This is a genomic window from Nocardioides sp. LML1-1-1.1 (genome assembly GCF_040676175.1).
Classification (GTDB): Bacteria; Actinomycetota; Actinomycetes; order Propionibacteriales; family Nocardioidaceae; genus Nocardioides.
In genome coordinates, this window is the sequence record NZ_JBEGHK010000003.1 from 672,729 (window position 1) to 696,493 (window position 23,765).

Consider the following 23,765-nt stretch of genomic DNA (forward strand, 5'->3'; position numbering starts at 1 on the left):
CGTGGGTGCGGCTCCCGTCGACCCCCGCTCCACCGCCGCCTGGGCGAGCCTGACCCGGCTCGCCGACGGCTTCGCCCCCGACCTGCGCCGTTGGTTCGCCGACGACGCCGCGCGCGCCGAATGGCTCACGCACACCGCCGGCGACCTCCGGGTCGACCTGTCGAAGAACCTCCTCGACGAGGAGGTGCTCGCCGCGCTGCTCGCGCTCGCGGCCGAGGTCGGCCTGGAGGCCCGTCGGGACGCGATGTTCCGTGGTGACCACATCAACGTCACCGAGGACCGCGCCGTCCTGCACACCGCCCTGCGCCAGCCCGCCGAGGCCGACCTGGAGGTCGGCGGGCACGACGTGGTCGACGACGTCCACGACGTGCTGCGGCGGGTCTATGCCTTCGCCGAGGACGTCCGCTCCGGCGCCTGGACCGGCGTCACCGGGGAGCGGATCCGTACGGTCGTCAACATCGGTATCGGCGGCTCCGACCTCGGTCCGGTGATGGCCTACGAAGCGCTGAAGCCGTACGTCCAGGACGGCCTCGAGTGCCGCTTCATCAGCAACATCGACCCGACCGACGCGGCCCAGACGCTCGCCGGCCTCGACCCCGCGAGCACACTGTTCATCGTCTCCAGCAAGACGTTCGGCACCCTGGAGACGCTGACCAACGCGCGGTTGTGCCGTTCCTGGCTCCTCGACGGGCTCGGTACGACGAGCGACGACGCCGTCGCGAAGCACTTCGTCGCCGTCTCCACGGCGCTCGACAAGGTCGAGGACTTCGGCATCGACCCGGCCAACGCCTTCGGCTTCTGGGACTGGGTCGGCGGGCGCTACTCCGTCGACTCGGCCATCGGCACCTCGCTGGTCGTGGCGATCGGGCCAGAGCGGTTCGAGGAGTTCCTCGCGGGCTTCCACGCCGTCGACGAGCACTTCCAGCGCTCCCCGCTGGCCGAGAACGTCCCGGTCCTGATGGGCCTGCTCAACGTCTGGTACGCCAACTTCCTCGGCGCCCAGACCCACGCCGTGCTGCCGTACGCGCAGCTGCTGCACCGCTTCCCGGCGTACCTCCAGCAGCTGACGATGGAGTCCAACGGCAAGAGCGTGCGCTGGGACGGCACCCCGGTCACCACCGACACCGGTGAGGTGTTCTGGGGCGAGCCGGGCACCAACGGCCAGCACGCGTTCTACCAGCTCATCCACCAGGGCACCCGGCTGGTGCCCGCGGACTTCATCGCGTTCGCGACCCCGGCGTACCCGTTGGCCGACGGCGACAACGATGTCCACGACCTGCTGCTGGCCAACTTCTTCGCCCAGACCAAGGCGCTCGCCTTCGGCAAGACCGCCGAAGAGGTGCGTGCCGAGGGCACGGACGAGGCGATCGTGCCGGCCCGGGTGTTCAGCGGCAACCGCCCGACCACCTCGATCCTGGCGCCCGCGCTGACACCGTCGGTGCTCGGCCAGCTGATCGCGCTCTACGAGCACATCACCTTCACCCAGGGCGTCGTCTGGGGCATCGACAGCTTCGACCAGTGGGGGGTCGAGCTCGGCAAGCAGCTCGCGCTGCAGATCGCGCCGGCGCTGTCCGGCGACGAGGCCGTGCTGTCCGAGCAGGACTCCTCCACCCAGTCACTGATCCGCTACTACCGGGAGAAACGCGCACGATGACCTCCGACCGACCTGCTCCCCTCGTCGAGGTCCATCCCGACGCCGCCACCCTCGCCACCGCCGTCGCCGGCGAGCTGCTGAACCGGATCGCCGACGCCCAGGCGGCCGGCCACATCCCCGACATCGGGCTGACCGGCGGCACCATCGCCGAGGCGATCCACCGCGAGGTCGCCCGGCTCGCCGACGACTCCGGCGTCGACTGGGGCGCCGTGCAGTTCTACTTCGGCGACGAGCGCTTCGTCCCGGCCGACTCCCCCGAGCGCAACGTCGGCCAGGCCAAGGCCGCCTTCCTCGACGAGGTCGGCGCGCGGCGGGTGCACGAGGTGCCGTCCTCCGACGACGCGGGGTCCGCGGAGGAGGCTGCGTCGTCGTACGCCGCCACGGTGCGCTCGACCGGCAGCGGCGACTTCGACGTCCTGATGCTCGGCGTGGGCCCGGACGGGCACATCGCCTCGCTGTTCCCCGGCCACCCCGGGCTGGACGCGGTCGACGAGATCGCGATCGCGGTCCACGACTCCCCCAAGCCGCCGCCGGACCGGGTCAGCCTGACCTTCGAGGCCCTCAACCGCGCCCAGGCGGTGTGGTTCCTGGTCAGCGGCTCCGGGAAGGCCGAGGCGGTCCGGCGCGGCCTGGCCGAGCTCGCCGGTGCCGACGAGGCCGGGGCGCTCCGCGAGACGCCCGCGCGCGGGGTGCGTGGCATCGCCGAGACGGTCTGGTTCCTCGACTCCGAGGCCGCGTCCCTCCTGTGACTCGGTGCGCTCAGGTCACCTGAGCGTCCACTTCCTATCCACAGGCTGCTGCTTCGGCGCGCCTGTCCACAGGCGCCGCCGCGCACCCTGCCGCGCTGTCGGGCCGACGCCGAGGATCGGTCGGCATGACACCTCTTCGCCTCCTCGTCCGCGGCGTGCTCGCCGCGCTCGTCCTGCTCACCCTGGTCGGTCTCCCGCTCGCGCCGGCGCGCGCCGAGCGGATCGGTCCGGGACATCCCTCCTCGACCGGCTTCTCCGGCTACACGACCCGCGCCGGCCACGAGCTCGGCACCGCCCGGATCCCCGGCGGCCCACCCGGGATCTGCCTCGACACCGGCACCCGCCGCTGGCCCAGCCGGGCGGCGCGGCCGCGCCTCGCGACCGACCCCGTCATCGGCTACCTGCTCTCCACCCGGCTCGACGCCGCACGCCACGACGCGGTGCTCGCGGCGGCCCTCTGGTGGACCGTCGGCCACGCCCTCGGCCTCAACTCCCAGCCCGACGCCATGGCCAGCCGGCTCGCGGAGGTCCGTCGCGAGAGCCCCGCCGTGCACGCCCGGATCGTCCGTGCGTCCCGCGCCCTGCTCGTCGACGCCGGCCGCCACGCGCCCCCGGCCACGGGCTACTCCCCCGGCCGTCCCACACTCGCCACGGAGGGTCCCTCCGGCACCCTCTCCGGCCTCGGCCTGCGCTCGGCCCGGGGCGCGTGGGTGCCGGGCGTCCTCGTCCGGGTGACCCTGAGTGGCGCGACCTTCGCCGACGGCTCCACGTCCCGCCACCTGCGCAGCGGTGACAAGGCCGTCCCGGCGCTGTCCTGGCGGCGCTCCGGAGGCGGCGCGGTCGCCGTCCGGGTCCGCTACGAGCAGGTCCCCGAGCACCGCTACCAGCGCTACGTCCTCGGCGCCCGCTACCAGCGGGTCGCCGCCTCCGCCGGTCACCGCACGCTCACCACCTCCGCCACGACGCCGGCCCTGCGCACCCCGCGGCTCACCACCCGGGTCAACCGTCAGCGCGCCCTCGTCGGCGACACCCTGGAGGACGCGGTGACCGTGAGCGGCACCGGCGGCACGCCGTTGCGTGGCGAGTGGCTGCTGCTCGGGCCGGTCACCCCCGACCGGCGTCAGCAGTGCGGAGCCCTGCGGTGGTCGGGTGCGGCGGTCGCCGGCCGAGGGACCTTCGGGGTCGTCGGTGACGGCACCGTGCGCGTCGGGCGCACCCGGCTCGAGCGGGCCGGCTGCTACACCTACCGCGAGCGCCTGCTCCCCTCCGCCCGCACCTCCGGCACGGCATGGACCGCCCCCGGCATCCCGGAGGAGACCGCGCTCGCCACCCTCACCACCCCGACGCTCCGCACCCGGGTCAACCGGCAACGGGCCCTTCCCGGCGACACCCTCGTCGACGCCGTCACGGTCACCGGCACCCAGGCCGTCCCGCTCACCGGCGAGTGGCAGCTGCTCGGCCCCGTCGCGCCCGTCCACGGCCAGTGCGGCGGCGCGAGCTGGACCGGTGCCCCGGTGCTCGCCCAGGGCACCTTCGCCGTCTCCGGCGACGGCACCGTCCAGGTCGGCGGCACCCGGGTGCCGCGGGCCGGCTGCTTCACCTACCGCGAGCGGCTCCGGCCCTCGTCGCGCAGCACCGGTGCGCCGTGGACCGCGGCCGGGCTGGCCGAGGAGACCACCCTCGTCACCCTCGTCACCCCGCGCCTCGCCACCCGGGTCGACCGGCAGCGCTCGCTGGTCGGCGACACCCTCACCGACGCGGTCACCGTCACCGGCACCCAGGGCGTGCCCCACACCGGTGACTGGCTCCTGCTCGGTCCGGTCGCGCCGGACCGCGCACTGCGGTGCACCGGCGCCCGTTGGGCCGGTGCACCGGTCGCCGCCCACGGCACCTTCGCGGTGAGCCGCGACGGCACCGTGCGGGTCGGCCGGACCCGGCTGCGCCGGGGCGGCTGCTACACCTACCGCGAGCGTCTGCGCCCCTCCAGCCGCAGCACCGGCTCACCCTGGACCGCGGCCGGCCTCGCCGAGGAGACCTCGCTCGCCGGCCCCCGGCAGCCCGCCGTGCCCGGACACCCCTCCGTCGACACGGGCGGCGGCCGGAGCACCCCGTCCCGGGGCTCGGGGCGCACGGGGCAGGCGCGGGTCGTCGTACCGACGGCGGGGGTGGGCGCCACCCTCGAGTCCGTCGCCTTCCGCGGCGCCACCCTGCCCGCGCCCCACGAGCGTCGTCGCGCCGGGCTCTGGGACGGCAGCGTCCCGCTCTCGTCCTTGGTCGGCACCACGCTGCTCGCCGGGCACGTCTCGGACGACCACGACCGCCCCGGCGCCTTCCACGGTTTGCGCCGCGCCCGGGTCGGCCAGCGGGTCACCACCGTGGACGCGTCCGGCGCCGTCCGGCACTGGCGGATCGTCCGGGTCCGCGCCATCGACCGCCGCCACCTGCCCCGCAGCCTGTTCCTCCAGGGCATCGCACGCCGGCTGGTGCTGGTCACCTGCACCGACCGGGTCAGCCTCCCCGGCGGCGGCTTCCACTACCGCAAGAACCTCGTCGTCGAGGCGGTCCCCCAGTGACCGGCGTCCGTGGCACCGAGCGCGCGCCCCCTTTCTCCGCCGCACGGGTGGTGCGCGGGCCGTCGCCGAGGCTGCCGCGAGGCAGAGGCAGGACCTCCGCGAGGCAGCCGCGGCCGCGCCATCAACTCAGGCAGTCTTGCCGCCAGACCGAGGCAGGACCTACGAAGGACAACCGCGGCGCGGCAGCGCGGCGAGAGCCGCGCGGCCTGCAGCTTGCTGCCGACCGCCGCGGCGAAGCCGCGCTCGCGCCATCAGCTCAGAAGATGATCTCGCCGGACTTCCGCCGCGAGCGCAGCTGCTGGATCGCCTCGTCGAGGATGACCTCAGCCTCCTTGTCGGAGCGGCGCTCCTTCACGTAGGCCAGGTGCGTCTTGTACGGCTCGATCTTCGGCGCCGGCGGGGCGTTCTCCGAGTCGAGGCCTGCGGGCAGCCCGCACTTGGGGCAGTCCCAGGAGTCGGGCACGGCGGCCTCGACCGAGAAGGTGATCACCGAGCGGTGGCTGTTCGCGCAGAAGTACGTCACCGCCTGACGGGGGGCCGCCTCACCCCGCTCGGCCTCGCCCATCGGACCTGCACCGACGCGACTACCGCGGATCGCGTTCCCACCACCAGCCAACGGATTCTCTCCTCCAGCATCATGCGGCCCGAACGGGAGCGGGCCTGTCGCAGTCGATCAGTTCTGATAGGCGAGCAGCAGTCCGAGCGCGATGACGCACGCGAACCAGATGACGCCGATTCCGATGGTGAAGCGGTCGAGGTTGCGCTCTGCGATGGACGAACCACCGAGGGAGCTCGACACGCCGCCGCCGAACATGTCCGAGAGTCCGCCGCCGCGTCCCTTGTGCAGCAACACCAGGAGGATGAGCAGCAGGCTCGCGATCACGAGCAGGATGGTGAGAAGCGTCGACAACACGCGGGAATCCTACGTCAGGCCCGGTACTACGACAGCACCGGCATGTCGTAGAAGCGGCAGATTCCTCCGAATTCGTCCGCCTCCAGGCTCGCGCCACCCACCAGGGCGCCGTCGACGTCGGCCTTCGCCATGATGCCGGCGACGTTCGCGGCCTTGACCGAGCCGCCGTAGAGGACGCGGACGGAGTCGGCGGCCTCGTCACCGAAGGACTCGCGGATCTGGCCCCGGATCGCGGCGCAGACCTCCTGCGCGTCGTCGGGCGTGGCGACCTCGCCGGTGCCGATCGCCCAGACCGGCTCGTAGGCGATGACGAGCCCGGCGACCTGCTTCTTCGACAGGCCGGCGAGGGAGCCCTCGACCTGGGCCATCGTGTACGGCACGTGCTCACCGGCCTGGCGGACCTCGAGGCCCTCCCCGACGCAGACGATCGGGGTGATCTTCTCCCCCAGCGCGGCCTTGGCCTTGGCGTTGACGACCTCGTCGGTCTCGGCGTGGTACTGCCGGCGCTCGGAGTGGCCGACGACGACGTAGGAGCAGCCGAGCTTGGCGAGCATCGGCGCGGAGATCTCGCCGGTGTAGGCGCCGGAGGCGTGCGCGGAGACGTCCTGGGCGCCGTAGCGGATGGAGAGCCGGTCGCCGTCGACGAGCGTCTGCACGGAGCGGATGTCGGTGAACGGCGGGATGACCGCGACCTCCACCTTGCCGTAGTCGTGGCGCTTGTCGGAGAGCGTCCAGGCGAGCTTCTGGACCAGCACCACGGCCTCGGCGTGGTTGAGGTTCATCTTCCAGTTGCCCGCCATGAGCGGGGTGCGCCGCTGCCCGGGTGTGGAGCTTGTCGAGACCATCAGTCAGTCCTCCAGAACGGTGATGCCGGGCAGTTCCTTGCCCTCGAGGTACTCCAGGCTCGCGCCACCGCCGGTCGAGATGTGGCCGAACGCGGCCTCGTCGAACCCGAGGGTACGCACGGCGGCGGCCGAGTCGCCGCCACCGACCACGGACAGGCCGTCGACCTTCGTCAGCGCCTCGGCGACGGCACGGGTGCCCTCGGCGAAGGCGGCCTGCTCGAAGACGCCCATCGGGCCGTTCCAGAACACGGTCTTGGCATCGGCCAACGCGGCGGCGAAGGCGGCACCGGACTCGGGTCCGATGTCGAGGCCGAGGCTGTCGGCCGGGATCTCCGAGGCCGGTACGACGCGCGCCGAGCCCTCGTCGCCGAACGAGTCAGCCACCACGATGTCGGTGGGCAGCAGGATCTCGACACCGAGCTCCTTCGCGCGGGCCTGGTACGAGCGGACGGTGTCGAGCTGGTCCTCCTCGAGCAGGCTCTGGCCGACCTCGAGCCCGTCGGCCTTGAGGAAGGTGAAGACCATCCCGCCGCCGATGAGCAGCTTGTCGGCCTTGCCGAGCAGGTTGTCGATCACGCCGAGCTTGTCGGAGACCTTCGAGCCGCCGAGCACGACGACGTACGGCCGGGCCGGGTCGACCGTGAGCCGTCGCAGCACGTCGATCTCGGTGGCGACCAGCCCGCCCATGGCGTGCGGGAGGCGCTGCGCGACGTCGTAGACGCTGGCCTGCTTGCGGTGCACGACACCGAAGCCGTCGGAGACGAAGGCGTCGGCGAGCGCGGCGAGCTGGTCGGCGAAGGCGCCGCGCTCCGCGTCGTCCTTGCTGGTCTCACCGGCGTTGAACCGCACGTTCTCGAGCAGCGCGACCTGGCCGTCCTCCAGCGCGGCGACGGTCTCCTGGGCGGAGTCGCCGACGGTGTCGGTCGCGAAGGCCACCGGGGCGCCGAGCAGCTCGGCGAGCCGGGCGGCGACCGGGGCCAGGGAGTACGCCGGGTCCGGCTCCCCCTTCGGGCGGCCGAGGTGCGCCGTCACCACCACCCGGGCGCCCGCCTCGGCGAGGGCCCGGATGGTGGGGACGCTGGCGCGGATCCGGCCGTCGTCGGTGATGGTGGAGCCGTCGAGCGGCACGTTCAGGTCCGAGCGGACCAGGACGCGCTTGCCGCGGATGCTCTGCAGGAACTCGGGAGCGAGGCCGTTGTTGTCGGTCACAAGCGTCAGAGCGTAGCGCCGACGTAGGTGATCAGGTCGGCGAGGCGGTTGGAGTAGCCCCACTCGTTGTCGTACCAGCCCGCGACCTTGACCTGGTTGCCGATCACCTTGGTGAGCGGGGCGTCGAAGGTGCACGACGCCGGGCTGGTGACGATGTCGGAGGACACGATCGGATCGGTGGAGTAGACGAGGTAGCGCCCGTCGGCGGCGGCCTTGACGATCTCGTTGACCTCCTCGACCGAGGTCTCCCGCGAGGCCTCGAAGGACAGGTCGGTGAGCGAGCCGGTCGGGGTGGGCACGCGCAGGGCGTACCCGTCGAGCTTGCCCTTGAGCTCGGGCAGGACGAGACCGATCGCCTTCGCGGCGCCGGTGGAGGTCGGCACGATGTTGATCGCGGCGGCGCGGGCGCGGCGCAGGTCCTTGTGGATGTTGTCCTGGAGGTTCTGGTCGGCGGTGTAGGCGTGCACCGTCGTCATCAGGCCCTTGACGATGCCGAGGCCGTCGTTGAGGGCCTTGGCCATCGGGGCGAGGCAGTTGGTGGTGCACGAGGCGTTGGAGATGACCGTGTGGGTGGCCGGGTCGTAGGTCTCGTGGTTGACGCCCATCACGATCGTGACGTCCTCGTTGGAGGCGGGCGCGGAGATGATGACCTTCTTGGCGCCGCCGCCGTCGACGTGGGCGCGGGCCTTGGTGGCGTCGGTGAAGAACCCGGTGGACTCGACGACCACGTCCACGCCGAGGTCACCCCAGCCCAGGGCGGCCGGGTCGCGTTCGGCGAACGCCTTGATCTCGGTGCCGCCGACGATGATCGCGTCGTCGGTCGAGGTGACGTCGGTGCCGAGCGGGCCGAGGATGGAGTCGTACTTGAGGAGGTGCGCGAGGGTCGCGTTGTCGGTGAGGTCGTTGACACCGACGATCTCGATGTCTGCCCCACTGGCCTGCACTGCGCGGAAGAAGTTGCGGCCGATCCGGCCGAATCCGTTGATGCCTACGCGGACAGTCACCGTGGTTGCTCCTTATGTCGTCAGCTGAGGGTGGTGCCGAGTGACACAGATCATGCGTCCCTGACGACCCTAGTCGCGGCACCTGAGCCGGCGCCGCCCGTCGTCCGGGATGCGGCCCGGCAGGAGCTGGTACGACGAGCCACGAGGCTCAGCCCTCGGCGAGCATCTCCGGCGTGAGCGAGGCCTCGGTGTCGGGGACGCCGAGGTCCTCCGCGCGCTTGTCGGCCATCGCGAGCAGCCGGCGGATCCGGCCGGCGATGGCGTCCTTGGTGAGCACCGGCTCGTGCAGCTGGCCGAGCTCCTCGAGCGAGGCCTGCTTGTGCTGGAGGCGCAGCTCACCGGCCATCCGCAGGTGGTCGGGCACCTCCTCGCCGAGGATCTCCATGGCGCGCTCGACCCGCGCCCCGGCGGTGACCGCGGCGCGGGCGGAGCGGCGCAGGTTGGCGTCGTCGAAGTTCGCGAGCCGGTTGGCGGTGGCGCGGACCTCGCGCCGCATCCGCCGCTCCTCCCAGGCCATCAGCGTCTCGTGCGCGCCGAGCCGGGTGAGCAGCTGGCCGATCGCGTCGCCGTCACGGATGACGACCCGGTCGACGCCGCGGACCTCGCGGGCCTTGGCCTGGATGCCGAGCCGGCGGGCCACGCCGACGAGGGCGAGCGCGGCCTCGGAGCCGGGACAGGTGACCTCCAGCGAGGAGGAGCGGCCCGGCTCGGTGAGCGAGCCGTGGGCGAGGAAGGCGCCCCGCCAGGCGGCGACCGCGTCGCAGGCACCGCCGGAGACGACGGCGGGCGGCAGGCCGCGGACCGGGCGGCCGCGTTGGTCGAGCAGGCCGGTCTGGCGGGCCAGGGCCTCGCCGTCCTTGGCGACCCGGACGATGTAGCGGCTGCCCTTGCGCAGCCCGTTGCCCTGGACCATCACCACGTCGGAGGACTGGCCGTAGATCTCGGAGATGTCCTTGCGCAGCCGGCGCGCGGCGGCGCCGGTGTCGAGCTCGGCCTCCACGACGATCCGGCCGCCCACGATGTGCAGCCCGCCGGCGAAGCGGAGCGTCGAGGCGACCTCCGCCTTGCGACAGCACGCCTTGGTGACCGGGGTACTGGCCAGCTCCGCCTTCACCTGTGCCGTCATCGCCATGGCCACGATCCTCCCACGCTGGTCAACAACCCTCGGCGGCGGCGAGGACGTGATCTACGCGGCCCCGAAGATGCGGGCGTACGCCGCCGCCAGCTTCCACGGGTCGTGCCGTGGGGAGCCGTCGTCGGCGGCGACGTCGTCGACCACCAGCCGGGCGCCGAGCGCCTGCACCATCTCCTCCAGCTCGGCCAGGTCGGCCCCCACCGAGCCACGGTCGGCGAGCACGGTGTGGATGTGCAGGTCGGGTGCGTGCTCGGCCAGCACGGCGAGGTGGTCGGCCGGGCCGAAGCCGGGGGTCTCCCCCTCCTGCTCCTCCAGGTTGAGCACGACGACGAGGCGGGCCTCGGTGTGCACGAGCGCCTCCCGCAGCGCCGGGACCAGCAGGTGCGGCAGCACGGAGGTGAACCACGAGCCCGGACCGAGCACCGCCCAGTCGGCCGTCGTGATCGCGTCCACGACGGCGGGGCTGACCTCGGGAGCGGGCGGGTCGAGCGCGATCGAGGCGATCACCCCGTCCGTCGTGGCGACCTCGACCTGGCCGTGCACGGTGGTCAGCGCGTCCGGTTCACCCGGCACCAGCCCGCGCACGTCGGCGGTGATGTCCATCGGGGTGAGCGCCATCGGCAGCACCCGGCCGCGGGCGCCGAGCAGCCGGCCCACCCAGTCGAGGGCGTCGACGTGGTCACCGAGCAGCTCCCACAACCCGACGATGAGCAGGTTGCCGACCACGTGGCCACGCATCTCGCCCTCGCCGGCGAAGCGGTGCTGGAGCACCCGGGCCCAGGTGTCGCCCCACTCGTCGTCCCCGCAGAGCGCGGCCAGCGCCATCCGCAGGTCGCCGGGCGGCAGCACGTTGAACTCGCCGCGCAGCCGGCCGGACGAGCCGCCGTTGTCGGCGACGGTGACGACCGCGGTGAGCTCGTCGAGGGTCAGGTCGTCGAGGAGGTGGCGCAGGGCGCTGAGCGACGCGTGCAGGCCGTGGCCGCCACCGAGCGCCACCACTGCCTGGGCGCGCTGGTCACTCACGGCCGAGGTCGCGGTGGATGGCGCGGGCGACGTACCCCTGGGCGAGCAGGCGGCGGGTGATCTCCTCGCTCATCGCCACGCTGCGGTGCTTGCCGCCGGTGCAGCCGATGGCGACCCGCATGAACCGCTTGCCCTCGCGCAGGTAGCCCTGGGCGACGCCCTCCAGCAGCGGCACGTAGGCGTCGAGGAACTCCTCCGCCCCCGGCCGACCGAGCACGTACGCCGAGACCTCGCCGTCCTGCCCTGTGCGCGGGCGCAGCTCGGGGACCCAGTGCGGGTTGGGCAGGAAGCGCATGTCGGCGACGTAGTCGGCGTCGACCGGGATGCCGTACTTGAAGCCGAAGCTGATCACCGTCACCCGCAGCCGGGTCGACTCGGAGGTGCCGAACGCCTCGGTGATCCGGTCGGTGAGCTGGTGCACGTTGAGGTTGCTGGTGTCGATGACCAGGTCCGCCTCCGAGCGCAGGTCGGCGAGCACGACACGCTCGCGCTGCAGGCCGTCGAGCAGCCGGCCGCCCTGCTGGAGCGGGTGCGGCCGCCGGGCCGCCTCCTGCCGGCGGACCAGCACCTCGTCGGTGGCGTCGAGGAAGACCAGTGTGGTGTCGCGTCCGGTCACGTGGTGGGCCAGCGCGCTGCGCAGGCCCTGGAAGAACGACCCGGACCGTACGTCGACCACGACCGCCACCGGCTGGGCCGGCCCGTGGCTCTCGTCGACGAGCCGGACGACGTCGGGCAGCAGGCTGGGCGGCAGGTTGTCGACGACGAAGAAGCCGAGGTCCTCCAGCTCCTTGGCCGCGGTGCTCCGCCCGGCGCCGGTCATCCCGGTGATGACGACGAGCGGCCCGTGGGTGCTCTCACTCATGGAGGTCATTGTGGTGCAGTCCGCTTGCGGGACGCCGCATCGGTGTCCTCCTGCTCCAGCGCGCTCTTGATCGCGGCGGCCGTGCGCGGGCCGACGCCGGGGACGGCGGCGATCTCCTCGACCGTGGCGGCGCGGAGCTTGCGCAGCGACCCGAAGTGGCGCAGCAGGGTCTTGCGACGCACCTCCCCCAGCCCCGGCACGCCGTCGAGCACGCTCTCCACCATCGACTTCGAGCGGCGATTGCGGTGGTGGGTGATGGCGAAGCGGTGCGCCTCGTCGCGGACGCGTTGCAGCAGGTAGAGCCCCTCGGAGGTGCGCGGCAGGATCACCGGGTCCTCCTCGCCGGGCACCCAGACCTCCTCCAGCCGTTTGGCGAGCCCGCAGACCGGGATGTCGTCGATGCCCAGCTCGTCGAGCGCCCGCTTGGCGGCGGCCACCTGGGGAGCGCCGCCGTCGACGACCACCAGCCCCGGCGCGTAGGCGAACTTCCGCGGCCGGCCGGTGTCCGGGTCGACCAGCATCGGCCCGCTGCCGCTCTCCGGGTCGCCGGGGCGCAGCTCGGAGCGCGCCTGCTCGTCGAGCAGCCGCTTGAACCGCCGGGTGATCACCTCGTGCATGGCCGCGACGTCGTCGGAGCCCTCCTGGTCGCGGATCACGAAGCGGCGGTACTCGCTCTTGCGGGCCAGGCCGTCCTCGAAGACCACCATCGAGGCGACGATCTCGGTGCCCTGGATGTGCGAGACGTCGTAGCACTCGATCCGCAGCGGCGCCTCGTCGAGCTCGAGCGCCTCCGCGATCTCGCCGAGCGCGATGTTGCGGGTGGTCAGGTCGCTGGCCCGCTTGGTCTTGTGCAGCGCCAGCGACTCCTTGGCGTTGCGGGCCACGGTCTCCTGCAGGGTCCGCTTGTCACCGCGCTGCGGCACCCGGATCTCCACCCGCGAGCCGCGCAGGTCGGAGAGCAGCTGCTCCCAGGTGGCCGCCTCGGCCGGCAGCTCGGGCACCAGGATCTCCCGGGGCACCGCGTCACGGGCGTCCTCGGGCGCGACGCCGGCGTAGAGCTGGAGCAGGAAGTGCTCGACCAGGGACGCGGTGTCGCCGTCGTCGGTGCGGTCGGCGACCCAGCCACGCTGGCCGCGGATCCGGCCTCCGCGCACGTAGAACACCTGCACGGCCACCTCGAGCGGGTCCTCGGCGACCGCGATCACGTCGGCGTCGGAACCGTCGCCGAACACCACCGCCTGCTTCTCCAGCGCCTTCTGCATCGCGCCGAGGTCGTCGCGCAGGCGGGCGGCCTTCTCGAAGTCGAGGCTCTCCGAGGCGGCGTACATCTCCTGCTCGATGCGCTTCATGAACGGCTTGGTCCGCCCGGCCATGAACTCGCAGAAGTCGTCGACGATCGCACGGTGCTCCTCGGGCGAGACGTTGCCGACGCAGGGGGCCGCGCACTTGTCGATGTAACCGAGCAGGCAGGGCCGGCCGATCTGGCTGGAGCGCTTGAACACGCCGTTGCTGCACGAGCGCATCGGGAAGACCCGGAGCAGGATGTCGACGGTCTCCCGGATCGCCCAGGCATGGCTGTAGGGACCGAAGTAGCGGGTGCCGCGCCGCTTGGCGCCCCGGCCGACCATCACTCGCGGGAACTCCTCGGAGACGGTCACCGCGAGCCACGGGTAGGACTTGTCGTCGCGGTACTTCACGTTGAAGCGCGGGTCGAACTCCTTGATCCAGGAGTACTCCAGCTGCAGCGCCTCGACCTCGGTCTTCACCACCGTCCACTCGACCGAGGTCGCCGTGGTGACCATGGTGGCGGTGCGTGGGTGGAGGTTGCCGATGTCCTGGAAGTACGACGAGAGCCGGGCCCGCAGGCTCTTGGCCTTGCCGACGTAGACGACCCGGCCCTTGGCGTCACGGAACCGGTAGACGCCCGGCTGGGTGGGGATCGACCCCGGTGCGGGTCGGTAGTTCACTGCGGGCGCCACGGGACCAACCCTACGGATCGCCGCCGACAATCTCTTATCGAGCAATGTCAGGTGGTTTACTGTACTTATGGGTTGTTGTCGCGACGCCTACGGTTACCCCCTGACGACCAGCCAGGCAGCTGCCGAGGCCTATGCCGACGGCGTCCGGGACCTGCTCCGGCTCCGCGCCGGGGCCGCCTCGCGGATCGCCGCCTCGGTCGCGCTCGACCCCACCTTCGCCCTCGGTCACGCGACCCTGGCGCTGCTCGCGCACGAGATGTGCGTGCAGGCCGACATCCCGGCCCGGCTGGCCGACGCCCGGCTGCACGCCGGTCGCGCCACGGAGCGCGAGCGCAGCCACGTGCACGCGGTCGAGCGGCACCTGCAGGGCGACCACGGTCCCCTGCTGGCCCACCTCGCGTCGTACCCGCGCGACGCGGTGCTGCTCTCCGTCGCCATGCCGACCATCGCCTTCGCCGGTGTGACCGACCTGCCCGAGCAGGCCTGGTCGATCGTGGAGACCGCGGCCCCGGCCTACGGCGACGACCCCTGGATCAACGGGCTGATGGCCTTCGTCCGGCAGGAGCAGCGCCGCTTCGACGAGGCGATGGACCTGTCCTGCCGCTCGCTGGCGGCCGAGCCGAGCGGCGGGCACGCCGCGCACGCCCGGGCCCATGCGCACTACGAGACCGGTGACCACGTCGCGGGGCTGGCCTGGATGGACGCCTGGGTGCTCGGCGACGGAGCGGAGACCGACAGCCTCACCCACTTCTCCTGGCACGCGGCGCTGCACGAGCTCTCGCTCGGCGACACCAACGCGGTCCGCCGGCGGTACGACGAGCAGCTCCAGCCCCGGCACGCCGTCGGCTGCCGGGCGCTGGTCGACACCGGCTCGCTGCTCTTCCGGTGGGCGCTCACCCCGGGCTGCGCCGACGTGCCGTCGATGCACGAGGTGGTCGCGCTGACCGGCCGCTCGGTCCTGGAGAACCCCGCCACGGCGTTCCTCGGCATGCACGCCGCGGTGGCGCTGCTCGCGGTGGAGGACACCGCCGGGCTGCAGGAGCTGGCCCGCTGGTGCGCCCGCCACGACGGCGCCACCCATCGCGAGGTGGTCGCGCCCCTAGCCGGGGCGCTCGCCCTGCTGTCGGCGGGCCGGTGCGACGAGGGTGCCGACCGGCTGGCGGCGCTGACGCCGCACGTGTGGCGGCTCGGTGGATCCGACGCGCAGCGCGAGATCGTGGAGGAGGCCCGGATCGCGGCCCTGCTCCGCGCCGGACGGTACGACGAGGCGCGGGTCGTGCTCGACGCCCGCCTCGACCGCCGCCCGGCGGCCCGCGACGAGGCCTGGCGGGCCGAGGCTCAGGCCGCGAGGATCTTGTCGCCCTGAACCTTCACGGCGACCTCGGCCAGCGCTGACGGCGCCGGGCCGCCCTCGACGGCGCCGTCCTCCGCGGAGTACGACGAGCCGTGGTGGGCGCAGAGGATCGTGCCGTCCTTCACCGAGGTCACGGTCAGCCCCTGGTGGGTGCACACCGCGGTGAACGCCTTGAACTCCCCCGCCACCGGCTGGGTCAGCACGATCTTCTGGTCCGCGAGGACCACCCCGCCCCCGACCGGCACGTCGGCCGTCGCCGCGAGCTCGTCACCAGCCGCGACCGACGGCTTCGAGGAGCCGCCCCCGTCGCTCCCGGCGCAGCCGGCCAGTGCGGCGGCCACGCCGAGAGCGCCGAGTCCCGAGAACACGATCCGCCGGTTCGCCCGTACCTCTCCCAGCCGGGCCACCGGCGGCGTCACGACTCGACGACCTGGTCGCCGCTGACCGAGACCTTGACCGCGGAGAGCGCGGTCTGGGCCGGGCCACCCTGCGGCGAGCCGTCGGTGATGTCGAAGGTGCTGCCGTGGCAGGCGCAGACGATCTTGCTGTCCTCGACGGAGCTGACCAGGCAGCCCTGGTGGGTGCAGATCGCCGAGAACGCCTTGAACTCCCCGGCCTCCGGCTGGGTCACCACGATCTCGTCGTCCTTGAGGATCACCCCGCCGCCGACCGGCACGTCGGCCGCGGCCACCAGGCCGTCCGCCGCCGCGCTCGAACCACCCGTGGCGGTCTCGGTCGTGGCGGCCGAGCTCGGCGCGCCGCTGCTCGTGGGTGCCTCGGAGGTGGCGGGGTCGCCGGCCGTCGTACCGCCGTCGTCGCCGCAGGCGGCGAGCAGGGGCACGCCGATGCCGAGGGTCGCCGCTCCGGACAGTGCACGTCGCCTGCTCAAGGGGGCCGTCATGGGCTCAGGCTACGGGGGCTTCCTGAGATGACGCTATGACGCGGCTGTCCGCTTGCGGGGAGCGCTCGCCTTCTTCGCGGCGGTCTTGCGGGCCGCCGTCTTCTTCGCCGGCGCCTTGGCCACGGGCTCGGCCGGCGCCCGCTTGGGACGACCCGGCTGCTTCGCCTCGCGGCCGTCGAGCAGCGGCTTGAGGAAGGCTCCGGTGTGGCTCGCCGCGACCGCGACGACGTCCTCGGGCGTGCCCTCGGCCACCACGGTGCCGCCGCGCGAACCGCCGTCGGGGCCCATGTCGACGATCCAGTCGGCGGTCTTGATGACGTCGAGGTTGTGCTCGATCACCAGCACCGTGTTGCCCTTGTCGACCAGGCTCGACAGCACGCCCAGCAGCTTGCGGATGTCCTCGAAGTGCAGGCCGGTGGTCGGCTCGTCGAGCACGTAGACGGTGCGTCCGGTCGAGCGCTTCTGCAGCTCCGCCGCGAGCTTGACCCGCTGCGCCTCGCCGCCGGAGAGCGTGGTCGCGGGCTGGCCGAGCCGGACGTAGCCGAGGCCGACCTCGACCAGGGTCTTCATGTGCCGGGCGATGGCGGGCACCGCGGCGAAGAACTCCAGCGCCTCCTCGATCGGCATGTCGAGGATCTCGGCGATGGTCTTGCCCTTGTAGTGCACCTCGAGCGTCTCGCGGTTGTAGCGCGCGCCGTGGCAGACCTCGCACGGGACGTAGACGTCGGGCAGGAAGTTCATCTCGATCTTGATCGTGCCGTCGCCGGCGCAGGCCTCGCAGCGCCCGCCCTTGACGTTGAACGAGAACCGGCCCTGCTGGTAGCCGCGCATCTTCGCCTCGGGCGTCTGCGCGAACAGCTTGCGGACGTGGTCGAACACCCCGGTGTACGTCGCCGGGTTGGACCGCGGCGTGCGGCCGATCGGCGACTGGTCGACGTGGATCACCTTGTCGACGTGGTCGAGGCCGGTGATCTTCTGGTGCCGGCCGGGGATCGCGCGGGCGTTGTAGATCTGCTTGGCCAGCGAGGTGTAGAGGATGTCGTTGACCAGCGTGGACTTGCCGGAGCCGGAGACGCCGGTGACCGCGCAGAACACCCCGAGCGGGAACGCCACGTCGATGTTCTTCAGGTTGTGCTCGCGCGCGCCGTGCACCTTGAGCTCGCGGCCCACGGTGCGCGGGCGACGGATCGCCGGGACCGGGATCTCGCGACGGCCCGAGAGGTACTGCCCGGTCATCGAGTCCGGGTGCTCCAGCAGGTCCTTGACCGTGCCGGAGTGGACCACCTGGCCGCCGTGCTCGCCGGCGCCGGGGCCGATGTCGACGATCCAGTCCGCGACCCGGATGGTGTCCTCGTCGTGCTCGACGACGATGAGGGTGTTGCCGAGGTCCTTGAGCCGGACCAGGGTCTCGATCAGCTTCTGGTTGTCGCGCTGGTGCAGCCCGATGGAGGGCTCGTCGAGGACGTAGAGGACGCCCACCAGGCCGGCGCCGATCTGGGTGGCCAGCCGGATCCGCTGCGCCTCGCCACCGGACAGCGAGCCCGAAGGCCGGTCCAGGGAGAGGTAGTCGAGGCCGACGTCGAGCAGGAAGTTGAGCCGCTCCTGGATCTCCTTCAGGACCCGCTCACCGATCTGACGCTCGCGCGCGGACAGGTCGAGGTCCTTCAGGTACGCCGCTGCCTCGTTGATCGGCAGCGCGCACACCTCGGCGATGTTCTTGCCGCCCTTGTCGAGGGCACCCAGGGTGACGGCCATCGAGACCGGCTTGAGCCGGCTGCCCGCGCACACCGGGCACGGCACCTCGCGCATGAAGCCCTCGAAGCGCTCGCGGCTGGTGTCGCTCTCGGCCTCGCGGTGCCGGCGCTCGACGTAGGTGCGCACACCCTCGAAGTCGGCGTAGTAGGAGCGCTGGCGGCCGTAGCGGTTGCGCGTGACGACGTGGACCTTGGTGGCGTGGCCCTCGAGGATGGCCTTCTGCGCCTTGGCGCCCAGCTGCTCCCACGGGGTGTCGACGTCGAAGCCGAGCTCCTCGCCGAGCGCGACGAGCAGGCGGCCGAAGTAGTCGGCGACGTGGGCGTGGCTCCACGGCTGCAGCGCACCCTCGGCCAGGGTCGCGGTCGGGTCGGGGACGACCAGCTCGGGGTCGACCTCCATCCGGGTGCCGAGACCGGTGCACGAGGGGCAGGCGCCGAACGGGGAGTTGAACGAGAAGGAGCGCGGCTCCAGGTCGTCGGTCTCGATCGGGTGCTCGTTGGGGCACGCCATCTTCTCGGAGAACTTCAGCTCCTGGCCGCTGTCGACGAGGTCGAAGACGACCAGCCCGCCGGCCAGGCCGAGGGCGGTCTCGACCGAGTCGGTCAGCCGGCGCTTGGCGCTCTCCTTGACCGCGAGCCGGTCCACGACGACGTCGATGGTGTGCTTGTACTTCTTGTCGAGCGTCGGCGGGTTGTCGAGGTTGTGGGTCTCACCGTCGACCCGGGCCCGCGAGAAGCCCTGGGACTGCAGCTGGCGGAACAGCTCGACGAACTCGCCCTTGCGCCCGCGCACCACCGGCGCGAGGACCTGGAAGCGGGTGCCCTCCTCGAGGGCGAGCATCCGGTCGACGATCTGCTGCGGCGTCTGCCGCTCGATCGGGGCGCCGCAGGTCGGGCAGTGCGGGCGGCCGGCGCGCGCGTAGAGCAGGCGGAGGTAGTCGTAGACCTCGGTGATCGTGCCGACCGTGGAGCGCGGGTTCTTGCTCGTGGACTTCTGGTCGATCGAGACCGCCGGGGAGAGGCCCTCGATGAAGTCGACGTCGGGCTTGTCCATCTGGCCGAGGAACTGGCGCGCGTAGGCCGACAGCGACTCGACGTAGCGGCGCTGGCCCTCGGCGAAGATGGTGTCGAACGCCAGGCTCGACTTGCCGGAGCCCGACAGCCCCGTGAAGACGATGAGGGAGTCGCGCGGAAGGTCGATCGAGACGTCCTTGAGGTTGTGCTCGCGCGCCCCACGGATGATCAGCTGATCCTGCACTACCGGTCCCTTGCTGTGTGCTCAGAAGTTCGAACAAGTGTTCGCCATCGTACGGCGCGGTGGCAAGCCGCCGCGCCACGAACCACCCTCTCACCCGCCACCGACAACGACCCGGTCGCGGGCATGATGGTCGGGTGACCCTCCCCCTCGACGCTGCCTCCGAGCGGCTCCTTCATACCGTCGACGCGCTCTCGGACGTGGACTTCGCCGGCCCCAGCCTCTGCGACGGGTGGACCCGCGCGCACCTCGTCGCCCACCTGGCGCTCAACGCGGAGGCGCTGACCGGGGTGCTGCGCGGCGTCCGCGACGGGGTACCGACCACGATGTACGTCAGTGTCGAGGCCCGCGACGAGGACATCCTCGCGCTCGCTCCCGCCTCGCCCGCCGAGCTCCGGGAGCGGCTGCGCGCCGCCGTCGCGGGCTTCGCGGAGGTGGCGGACGTCGCCACCGGCCTGGGCCCGGACGTCACCTTCGAGCGGACGCCGGGCGGGCGGGTGTCGCCGGTCGCCGCCGTACCGGACTTCCGGCGCAGCGAGGTCGAGATCCACCACGCCGACCTCGACACCGGCTACACGCCCGCCGACTGGCCGCCCGACTTCGCCCTCGCCGTCCTCACCGCCTCCGCCGAGCGGTACGACGGCCCCGGCTTCCACGTCGTCGCCACCGACGAGCCCGCGCGCTGGGCGTTCGGCTCCCCCGCCGCCGACGCGCCGACCGTGAGCGGCCCCGCCAGCGCCCTCGCCTGGTGGTCGACCGGCCGCGAGGCCGGCTCGCTACTGTCCAGCACGAACGGATCGCTGCCCACCCTGGAGGGACGATGAGCTACACCGGAGACGTGAAGGTCGGCGGTCCCGTCGACGAGCGCGCGCTGCCCGCACTGACGATCACCAAGGTCGCGGTCGACGAGAAGATGGCCAACAACGCCTACCTGCTGCGCTGCCACGACACCGGCGAGCAGGTGCTCATCGACGCCGCCGACTCCCCCGAGCTGCTGCTGCAGCTCGTGGGCGACGCCGGGCTGACGACCGTCGTCACCACCCACCAGCACTGGGACCACCACCGCGCCCTGGCCGCCGTGGTCTCCGGCACGGGTGCGGCCGCGGTCGCCGGCGAGCCGGACGCCGACGAGATCACCTCCCAGACCGGCGTACCGGTCACCCGGCGGGTCCGCGACGGCGACACCGTCGCGGTCGGCTCGTGCACCCTGGAGGTCATCCGGGTCACCGGGCACACCCCCGGCTCGATCTGCCTGCTCTACCGCGACCCCGACGGCTCCCCGCACCTGTTCACCGGCGACTCGCTCTTCCCCGGCGGCGTCGGCAACACCTTCGGCGACGCCGACGCCTTCCGCACGCTGATCGACGACGTCGAGACCAAGCTGTTCGGCACGCTCCCCGACGACACCTGGTTCTACCCCGGGCACGGCTCGGACTCGACGCTCGGCGCCGAGCGGCCGCACCTCGCGGAGTGGCGTGAGCGCGGCTGGTGAGACCGCGTGGCAGCCTCCGCTGACCGCGCCGACGAGGGTCAGCCGGCCTTCTTCTCGTTCTTCGACGGTGCCGGGGATCCCGGTGCCGCACCACGCGGAGGCGGAGCCAGCTTCGTCACCAACTTGGTCGAGGAGCTGTAACCACCGCGCTTCTCCCCCAAGTTGCCGTTGACCTTGCGGGCGCTGCTGGTCATGGCTGCCTCCTACGCATCGATGAACTCAAGGTACTCGACTTCCTCCCAGCGCACGAGGACACCGCCACTGCGGAGCCTTGGGGATCCGTTCGCCTCGAAGAGGAAGGCGCCCGATTCCGGATCCACGTCGACGGCGGTAGCGAGAAAGATGTCCTGCGGCTCGGGATAGCCCGCCGTGTAGGACTTGAGGCCGCTCTCTGTCGTCGCGAACGCGCCACCGATCCAAGATCCCGACTTGAGGCGAAGACGGATCCAGCCATCACGTCCGCCTTGGAACAGGTAGTCCCACGCGCGTGGCGCCGGGTCGGGGCCGGTGAAGTACCGTGCCCAAGGCGATCCGTGCCGACTCCCGCGACCGATGGCGGTGCCCACGGAGAGTGGCAGCACAACGTAGGCGCCCGACACGAGCCACAGCCACCACGGAAGCGCACCCGCCACCCGCATCACCGGCCAGTACTCGCGCCAGAGCACATAGCTTGCAGGCGCGGCGAGCGCGTGGAAGACAGCCGACGCACCCACGAACCGCAGGAGCCGATCACTCAATCCGACTCCCCACCGGCCCACCTGGCGCTCAAAGGACCAGATGTAAAGAGCACCAGGCATGAGGCAGATGACAACCGCGGCTGCCGCCTGGACCGATGTGGGCATGCGACTACCCTGGCACCCATCACCGACAGCTGCCGCCTTTCATCCACAACCCAGGGCCTGCCCATGCGTATTCGGCGCGTGATCATTCCGCCGACGGTCCCGAGATGAGCACTTCACCCGACGACGAGCTCGTCCCCCTCTACGACGACACTGGCCAGCCGTCCGGCGAGGTCGTCACCCGCCGCGAGGTGCGCGCCCGCAACCTCCGCCACGCGGCCACCGCCGTCGTCGTGCGCAACAGCGCCGGTGAGGTGTACGTGCACCGTCGTACCGACACCAAGGACGTGTTCCCCGGCTTCCACGACTTCGCCGCCGGCGGGGTGCTCCAGGTCGGCGAGGACCCGTACGACGCCGCGGTCCGCGAGGCCGAGGAGGAGCTCGGCGTGACGGGTGTCGCGCTGACCAGCCTCGGCGAGGGCGACTACGCCGACGACCACACCCGCTACCACGGCTTCTGCTTCACCTGCGTCTACGACGGCCCGATCACCTGGCAGGCCGAGGAGGTCGCCTGGGGCGCGTGGGTGAGCGTGGCGGATCTGCGGGCGATGATCGCGACGAAGCCGTTCGTGCCGGACACGATCGCGCTGCTCGGCGACCTCGTCCTCAGCGAGCCCGACCGCGGTCGGTGATCTCCAGCCAGCCGATCGCGGACCCGTCGGGGCGCGCCTGTCCCTGAGCGTGCCAGGCGTCCCGGATGCGCGCCCCCGCTGCGGCGCCTCGCTCCGGCCAGGGCTGAAAACCGCCGGGACCCAGGTCGCCGGCGACGAGCAGCCCGTCGACGAGTCCGCGGTCGAGAGCGTCGATCGCGGCGTCCCGAGCTGCGTCGCCGGCGAGACCTGCCTCCTCGACGGCGAGCCCGAATGCCCAGCCGACGTCGCACCAGTCGACCTTCAACTCGTCGAGCAGCGACTCGAGGATCACCTCTGCATCAGCCATCGTTCACTCCACCTTCGATGTGCACGCGGCGCGTTCCGCCAGTCGGCAGCTCAATGTCGATCGTACGGCCGCCGCTGGTCGAGTATCCGCGGAGCCCGACCCGCGTTCCGTCCTCAAGCTCGTACCACGCCGAGTGAGCCGGGTCCTTCCGCGCGAGCAGCTTTCCGCCGTCCCTCAGCTCGTCCCAGACCTTTTGCAAATCGGCGTCGCTGTCGACCAGCTTGGTGCGCTTGCTGCCTTGACGGAGCGACCTGAGGATCTCGTCGGGCTTGCGGCGCGGCACCTTGGGAGGCTTCTTGCCATGTCGGGCGGTGCGCTGCGCAAGTCGGCGGAGGACGGGGCCCAGCTTGCGAACCTTGACTCCGACCTCGCCGAGCCTCACCAGCGGCCCCAGCCGAATGACGGCGCGCAACTTCTCCAGCACCTTGAGGATCCGGGCGCCGAACATCGCGGCTCGCGTTCCGATTGCCGCGACCGCGGCGGCGCCCGTGAGTCCGGCAGTCACGAACGACAGGACGCCACCGATGACAGCCGTCACGCCGGCCTCGATGGCCAGCTGGACCATGATGTCGCGGATCTCGTCACGGTGCTCGTCGACCTGGCTGGCGTAGTCGTTACAGGCGGAAGCCAGACCCCGGCACGCTTCCGCGAGGCCCTCAACACCCTCGTCGAGCTCACCCACAGCCGTCAGCGCGAGCGGAATCTCCGGAGAGCGCTGGTCTGCCAGCTCTGCCTTGGCCGACCGGATCCCTGGCGCGAGAAGGTCGAGCGCCGTCGCAGCGGAGCGCCAGCACTGTGCTGCGGTGCGAAGCTTGGACGTGTCCGCACTGGGCCACACCACGCCCTGCACATGATCGATGACCACGTCGAGGAACTCCGGCATCCCGCCGCCGTCGCCGCCCTCCGACCCGGGCACCGAGAACATCGGCACGTCGACCTCGCCGGTGCCCTGAGCGATGCCGCAGCCGTCGTACAACAGAGGCGGCGCGGTGTACCGAGCTGCGGCCTCACCCTTCCGGTGGTTCTCGATCGACGTCGCCGCCAGCACACCGAGGTTGCCGGCCGCATCGACAAGCTCGCGAAGGGCGTCCACCGTGGCTTGGGCCTGCTCGTCGTACGCCTTGGCGAAGTCGGTCGACGTCGAGTCGTCTCCCGCCATGGAACCGCAGCCCGAGAGCGTATTGGTGAGACGCTCATAGAGGACAGCCGCGTCGTGATTCGCTGCGATCAGGGCTTCAGCGGCGGAGTCGTAGGTCGGGGCGAAGATGTCGACAGTCATCCGTGC

23 protein-coding genes are annotated in these 23,765 nt (G+C 72.0%); 7 read left to right on the forward strand and 16 right to left on the reverse strand.

Annotated features, from left to right (window positions below; translation table 11 throughout):
• The first annotated feature begins 1 nt into the window (after position 1).
• From pgi to MRBLML1_RS14470, 3 genes are all read left to right on the forward strand, one after another.
• Complete coding sequence (gene pgi, locus MRBLML1_RS14460) at positions 2-1,654, forward strand: glucose-6-phosphate isomerase (RefSeq protein WP_364517042.1); 1,653 nt, start codon at positions 2-4, stop codon at positions 1,652-1,654.
• Positions 1,651-2,403, forward strand: coding sequence for a 6-phosphogluconolactonase (gene pgl, locus MRBLML1_RS14465; protein WP_364517044.1), 753 nt, complete (start codon positions 1,651-1,653; stop codon positions 2,401-2,403). The genes pgi and pgl overlap by 4 nt, the downstream gene beginning before the upstream one ends.
• 125 nt (positions 2,404-2,528) lie before the next feature.
• Positions 2,529-4,976, forward strand: a complete 2,448-nt coding sequence (locus MRBLML1_RS14470) for a class F sortase (RefSeq protein ID WP_364517046.1) — start codon at positions 2,529-2,531, stop codon at positions 4,974-4,976.
• A gap of 256 nt (positions 4,977-5,232) precedes the next feature.
• Here MRBLML1_RS14470 and MRBLML1_RS14475 read toward each other — a convergent pair whose 3' ends face one another.
• From MRBLML1_RS14475 to uvrC, 9 genes are all read right to left on the reverse strand, one after another.
• Complete coding sequence (locus MRBLML1_RS14475; RefSeq protein WP_364517048.1) at positions 5,233-5,592, reverse strand: RNA polymerase-binding protein RbpA; 360 nt, start codon at positions 5,590-5,592, stop codon at positions 5,233-5,235.
• Between the two features lie 57 nt (positions 5,593-5,649).
• Positions 5,650-5,886 (reverse strand): preprotein translocase subunit SecG, encoded by a 237-nt coding sequence (secG, locus tag MRBLML1_RS14480; RefSeq protein WP_364517309.1) that lies wholly within the window; start codon positions 5,884-5,886, stop codon positions 5,650-5,652.
• A gap of 29 nt (positions 5,887-5,915) precedes the next feature.
• Positions 5,916-6,734 carry a triose-phosphate isomerase gene (gene tpiA, locus MRBLML1_RS14485; RefSeq protein ID WP_364517050.1) on the reverse strand — a complete coding sequence of 273 codons (819 nt, stop codon included), beginning with the start codon at positions 6,732-6,734 and terminating at the stop codon, positions 5,916-5,918.
• Positions 6,735-6,737: 3 nt separating this feature from the next.
• Positions 6,738-7,943, reverse strand: coding sequence for a phosphoglycerate kinase (locus MRBLML1_RS14490; RefSeq protein WP_364517052.1), 1,206 nt, complete (start codon positions 7,941-7,943; stop codon positions 6,738-6,740).
• Positions 7,944-7,948: 5 nt separating this feature from the next.
• Positions 7,949-8,947, reverse strand: coding sequence for a type I glyceraldehyde-3-phosphate dehydrogenase (gene gap, locus MRBLML1_RS14495; RefSeq protein WP_364517054.1), 999 nt, complete (start codon positions 8,945-8,947; stop codon positions 7,949-7,951).
• 148 nt (positions 8,948-9,095) lie between these two features.
• Complete coding sequence (whiA, locus tag MRBLML1_RS14500) at positions 9,096-10,079, reverse strand: DNA-binding protein WhiA (RefSeq protein WP_364517056.1); 984 nt, start codon at positions 10,077-10,079, stop codon at positions 9,096-9,098.
• Between the two features lie 54 nt (positions 10,080-10,133).
• Positions 10,134-11,105 (reverse strand): gluconeogenesis factor YvcK family protein, encoded by a 972-nt coding sequence (locus MRBLML1_RS14505; protein WP_364517058.1) that lies wholly within the window; start codon positions 11,103-11,105, stop codon positions 10,134-10,136.
• Positions 11,098-11,967: an RNase adapter RapZ gene (gene rapZ / locus MRBLML1_RS14510; RefSeq protein ID WP_364517060.1), complete on the reverse strand. Its 870-nt coding sequence runs from the start codon at positions 11,965-11,967 to the stop codon at positions 11,098-11,100. Before rapZ ends, MRBLML1_RS14505 begins: the two co-directional genes overlap by 8 nt.
• 5 nt (positions 11,968-11,972) lie before the next feature.
• Positions 11,973-13,946 (reverse strand): excinuclease ABC subunit UvrC, encoded by a 1,974-nt coding sequence (gene uvrC, locus MRBLML1_RS14515; RefSeq protein ID WP_364517062.1) that lies wholly within the window; start codon positions 13,944-13,946, stop codon positions 11,973-11,975.
• Positions 13,947-14,013: 67 nt separating this feature from the next.
• Between uvrC and MRBLML1_RS14520 the strand changes: the two genes are divergently transcribed.
• Positions 14,014-15,312: a pyridine nucleotide-disulfide oxidoreductase gene (locus MRBLML1_RS14520; protein ID WP_364517064.1), complete on the forward strand. Its 1,299-nt coding sequence runs from the start codon at positions 14,014-14,016 to the stop codon at positions 15,310-15,312.
• On the opposite strand, the gene MRBLML1_RS14525 is transcribed toward MRBLML1_RS14520, so the two are convergent.
• The 3 genes from MRBLML1_RS14525 to uvrA are packed head-to-tail and all read right to left on the reverse strand — an operon-like array spanning position 15,285 to position 19,213.
• A complete protein-coding gene (locus tag MRBLML1_RS14525; protein ID WP_364517066.1) occupies positions 15,285-15,719 on the reverse strand; it encodes a Rieske (2Fe-2S) protein in 435 nt (144 codons plus the stop codon). The genes MRBLML1_RS14520 and MRBLML1_RS14525 overlap by 28 nt on opposite strands.
• Positions 15,716-16,201 carry a Rieske (2Fe-2S) protein gene (locus MRBLML1_RS14530; RefSeq protein WP_364517068.1) on the reverse strand — a complete coding sequence of 162 codons (486 nt, stop codon included), beginning with the start codon at positions 16,199-16,201 and terminating at the stop codon, positions 15,716-15,718. Before MRBLML1_RS14530 ends, MRBLML1_RS14525 begins: the two co-directional genes overlap by 4 nt.
• A gap of 33 nt (positions 16,202-16,234) precedes the next feature.
• On the reverse strand, positions 16,235-19,213 hold the full coding sequence (uvrA, locus tag MRBLML1_RS14535) for an excinuclease ABC subunit UvrA (RefSeq protein WP_364517070.1): 2,979 nt from the start codon (positions 19,211-19,213) through the stop codon (positions 16,235-16,237).
• Between the two features lie 134 nt (positions 19,214-19,347).
• On the opposite strand from uvrA, the gene MRBLML1_RS14540 reads away from it, so the two are divergent.
• Together MRBLML1_RS14540 and MRBLML1_RS14545 are read left to right on the forward strand one after the other, a co-directional pair.
• On the forward strand, positions 19,348-20,034 hold the full coding sequence (locus MRBLML1_RS14540; protein ID WP_364517073.1) for a maleylpyruvate isomerase family mycothiol-dependent enzyme: 687 nt from the start codon (positions 19,348-19,350) through the stop codon (positions 20,032-20,034).
• The gene (locus MRBLML1_RS14545; RefSeq protein ID WP_364517075.1) at positions 20,031-20,702 is read left to right on the forward strand and encodes an MBL fold metallo-hydrolase; all 672 of its coding nucleotides are present in this window, start codon (positions 20,031-20,033) and stop codon (positions 20,700-20,702) included. The genes MRBLML1_RS14540 and MRBLML1_RS14545 overlap by 4 nt, the downstream gene beginning before the upstream one ends.
• 38 nt (positions 20,703-20,740) lie before the next feature.
• On the opposite strand, the gene MRBLML1_RS14550 is transcribed toward MRBLML1_RS14545, so the two are convergent.
• Together MRBLML1_RS14550 and MRBLML1_RS14555 are read right to left on the reverse strand one after the other, a co-directional pair.
• Positions 20,741-20,896 carry a hypothetical protein gene (locus tag MRBLML1_RS14550; RefSeq protein ID WP_364517077.1) on the reverse strand — a complete coding sequence of 52 codons (156 nt, stop codon included), beginning with the start codon at positions 20,894-20,896 and terminating at the stop codon, positions 20,741-20,743.
• Positions 20,897-20,905: 9 nt separating this feature from the next.
• Positions 20,906-21,544, reverse strand: a complete 639-nt coding sequence (locus MRBLML1_RS14555; protein WP_364517079.1) for a DUF6338 family protein — start codon at positions 21,542-21,544, stop codon at positions 20,906-20,908.
• A 104-nt stretch (positions 21,545-21,648) separates the two neighbouring features.
• Here MRBLML1_RS14555 and MRBLML1_RS14560 point away from each other — a divergent pair, with 104 nt between their 5' ends.
• Entirely contained in the window at positions 21,649-22,173 is a 525-nt protein-coding gene (locus tag MRBLML1_RS14560; protein WP_364517081.1) for an NUDIX hydrolase, read from the forward strand.
• Here MRBLML1_RS14560 and MRBLML1_RS14565 read toward each other — a convergent pair.
• The gene (locus tag MRBLML1_RS14565) at positions 22,148-22,480 is read right to left on the reverse strand and encodes a hypothetical protein (RefSeq protein WP_364517083.1); all 333 of its coding nucleotides are present in this window, start codon (positions 22,478-22,480) and stop codon (positions 22,148-22,150) included. The genes MRBLML1_RS14560 and MRBLML1_RS14565 overlap by 26 nt on opposite strands.
• The gene (locus MRBLML1_RS14570) at positions 22,473-23,759 is read right to left on the reverse strand and encodes a hypothetical protein (RefSeq protein WP_364517085.1); all 1,287 of its coding nucleotides are present in this window, start codon (positions 23,757-23,759) and stop codon (positions 22,473-22,475) included. Before MRBLML1_RS14570 ends, MRBLML1_RS14565 begins: the two co-directional genes overlap by 8 nt.
• Positions 23,760-23,765: the final 6 nt, after the last annotated feature.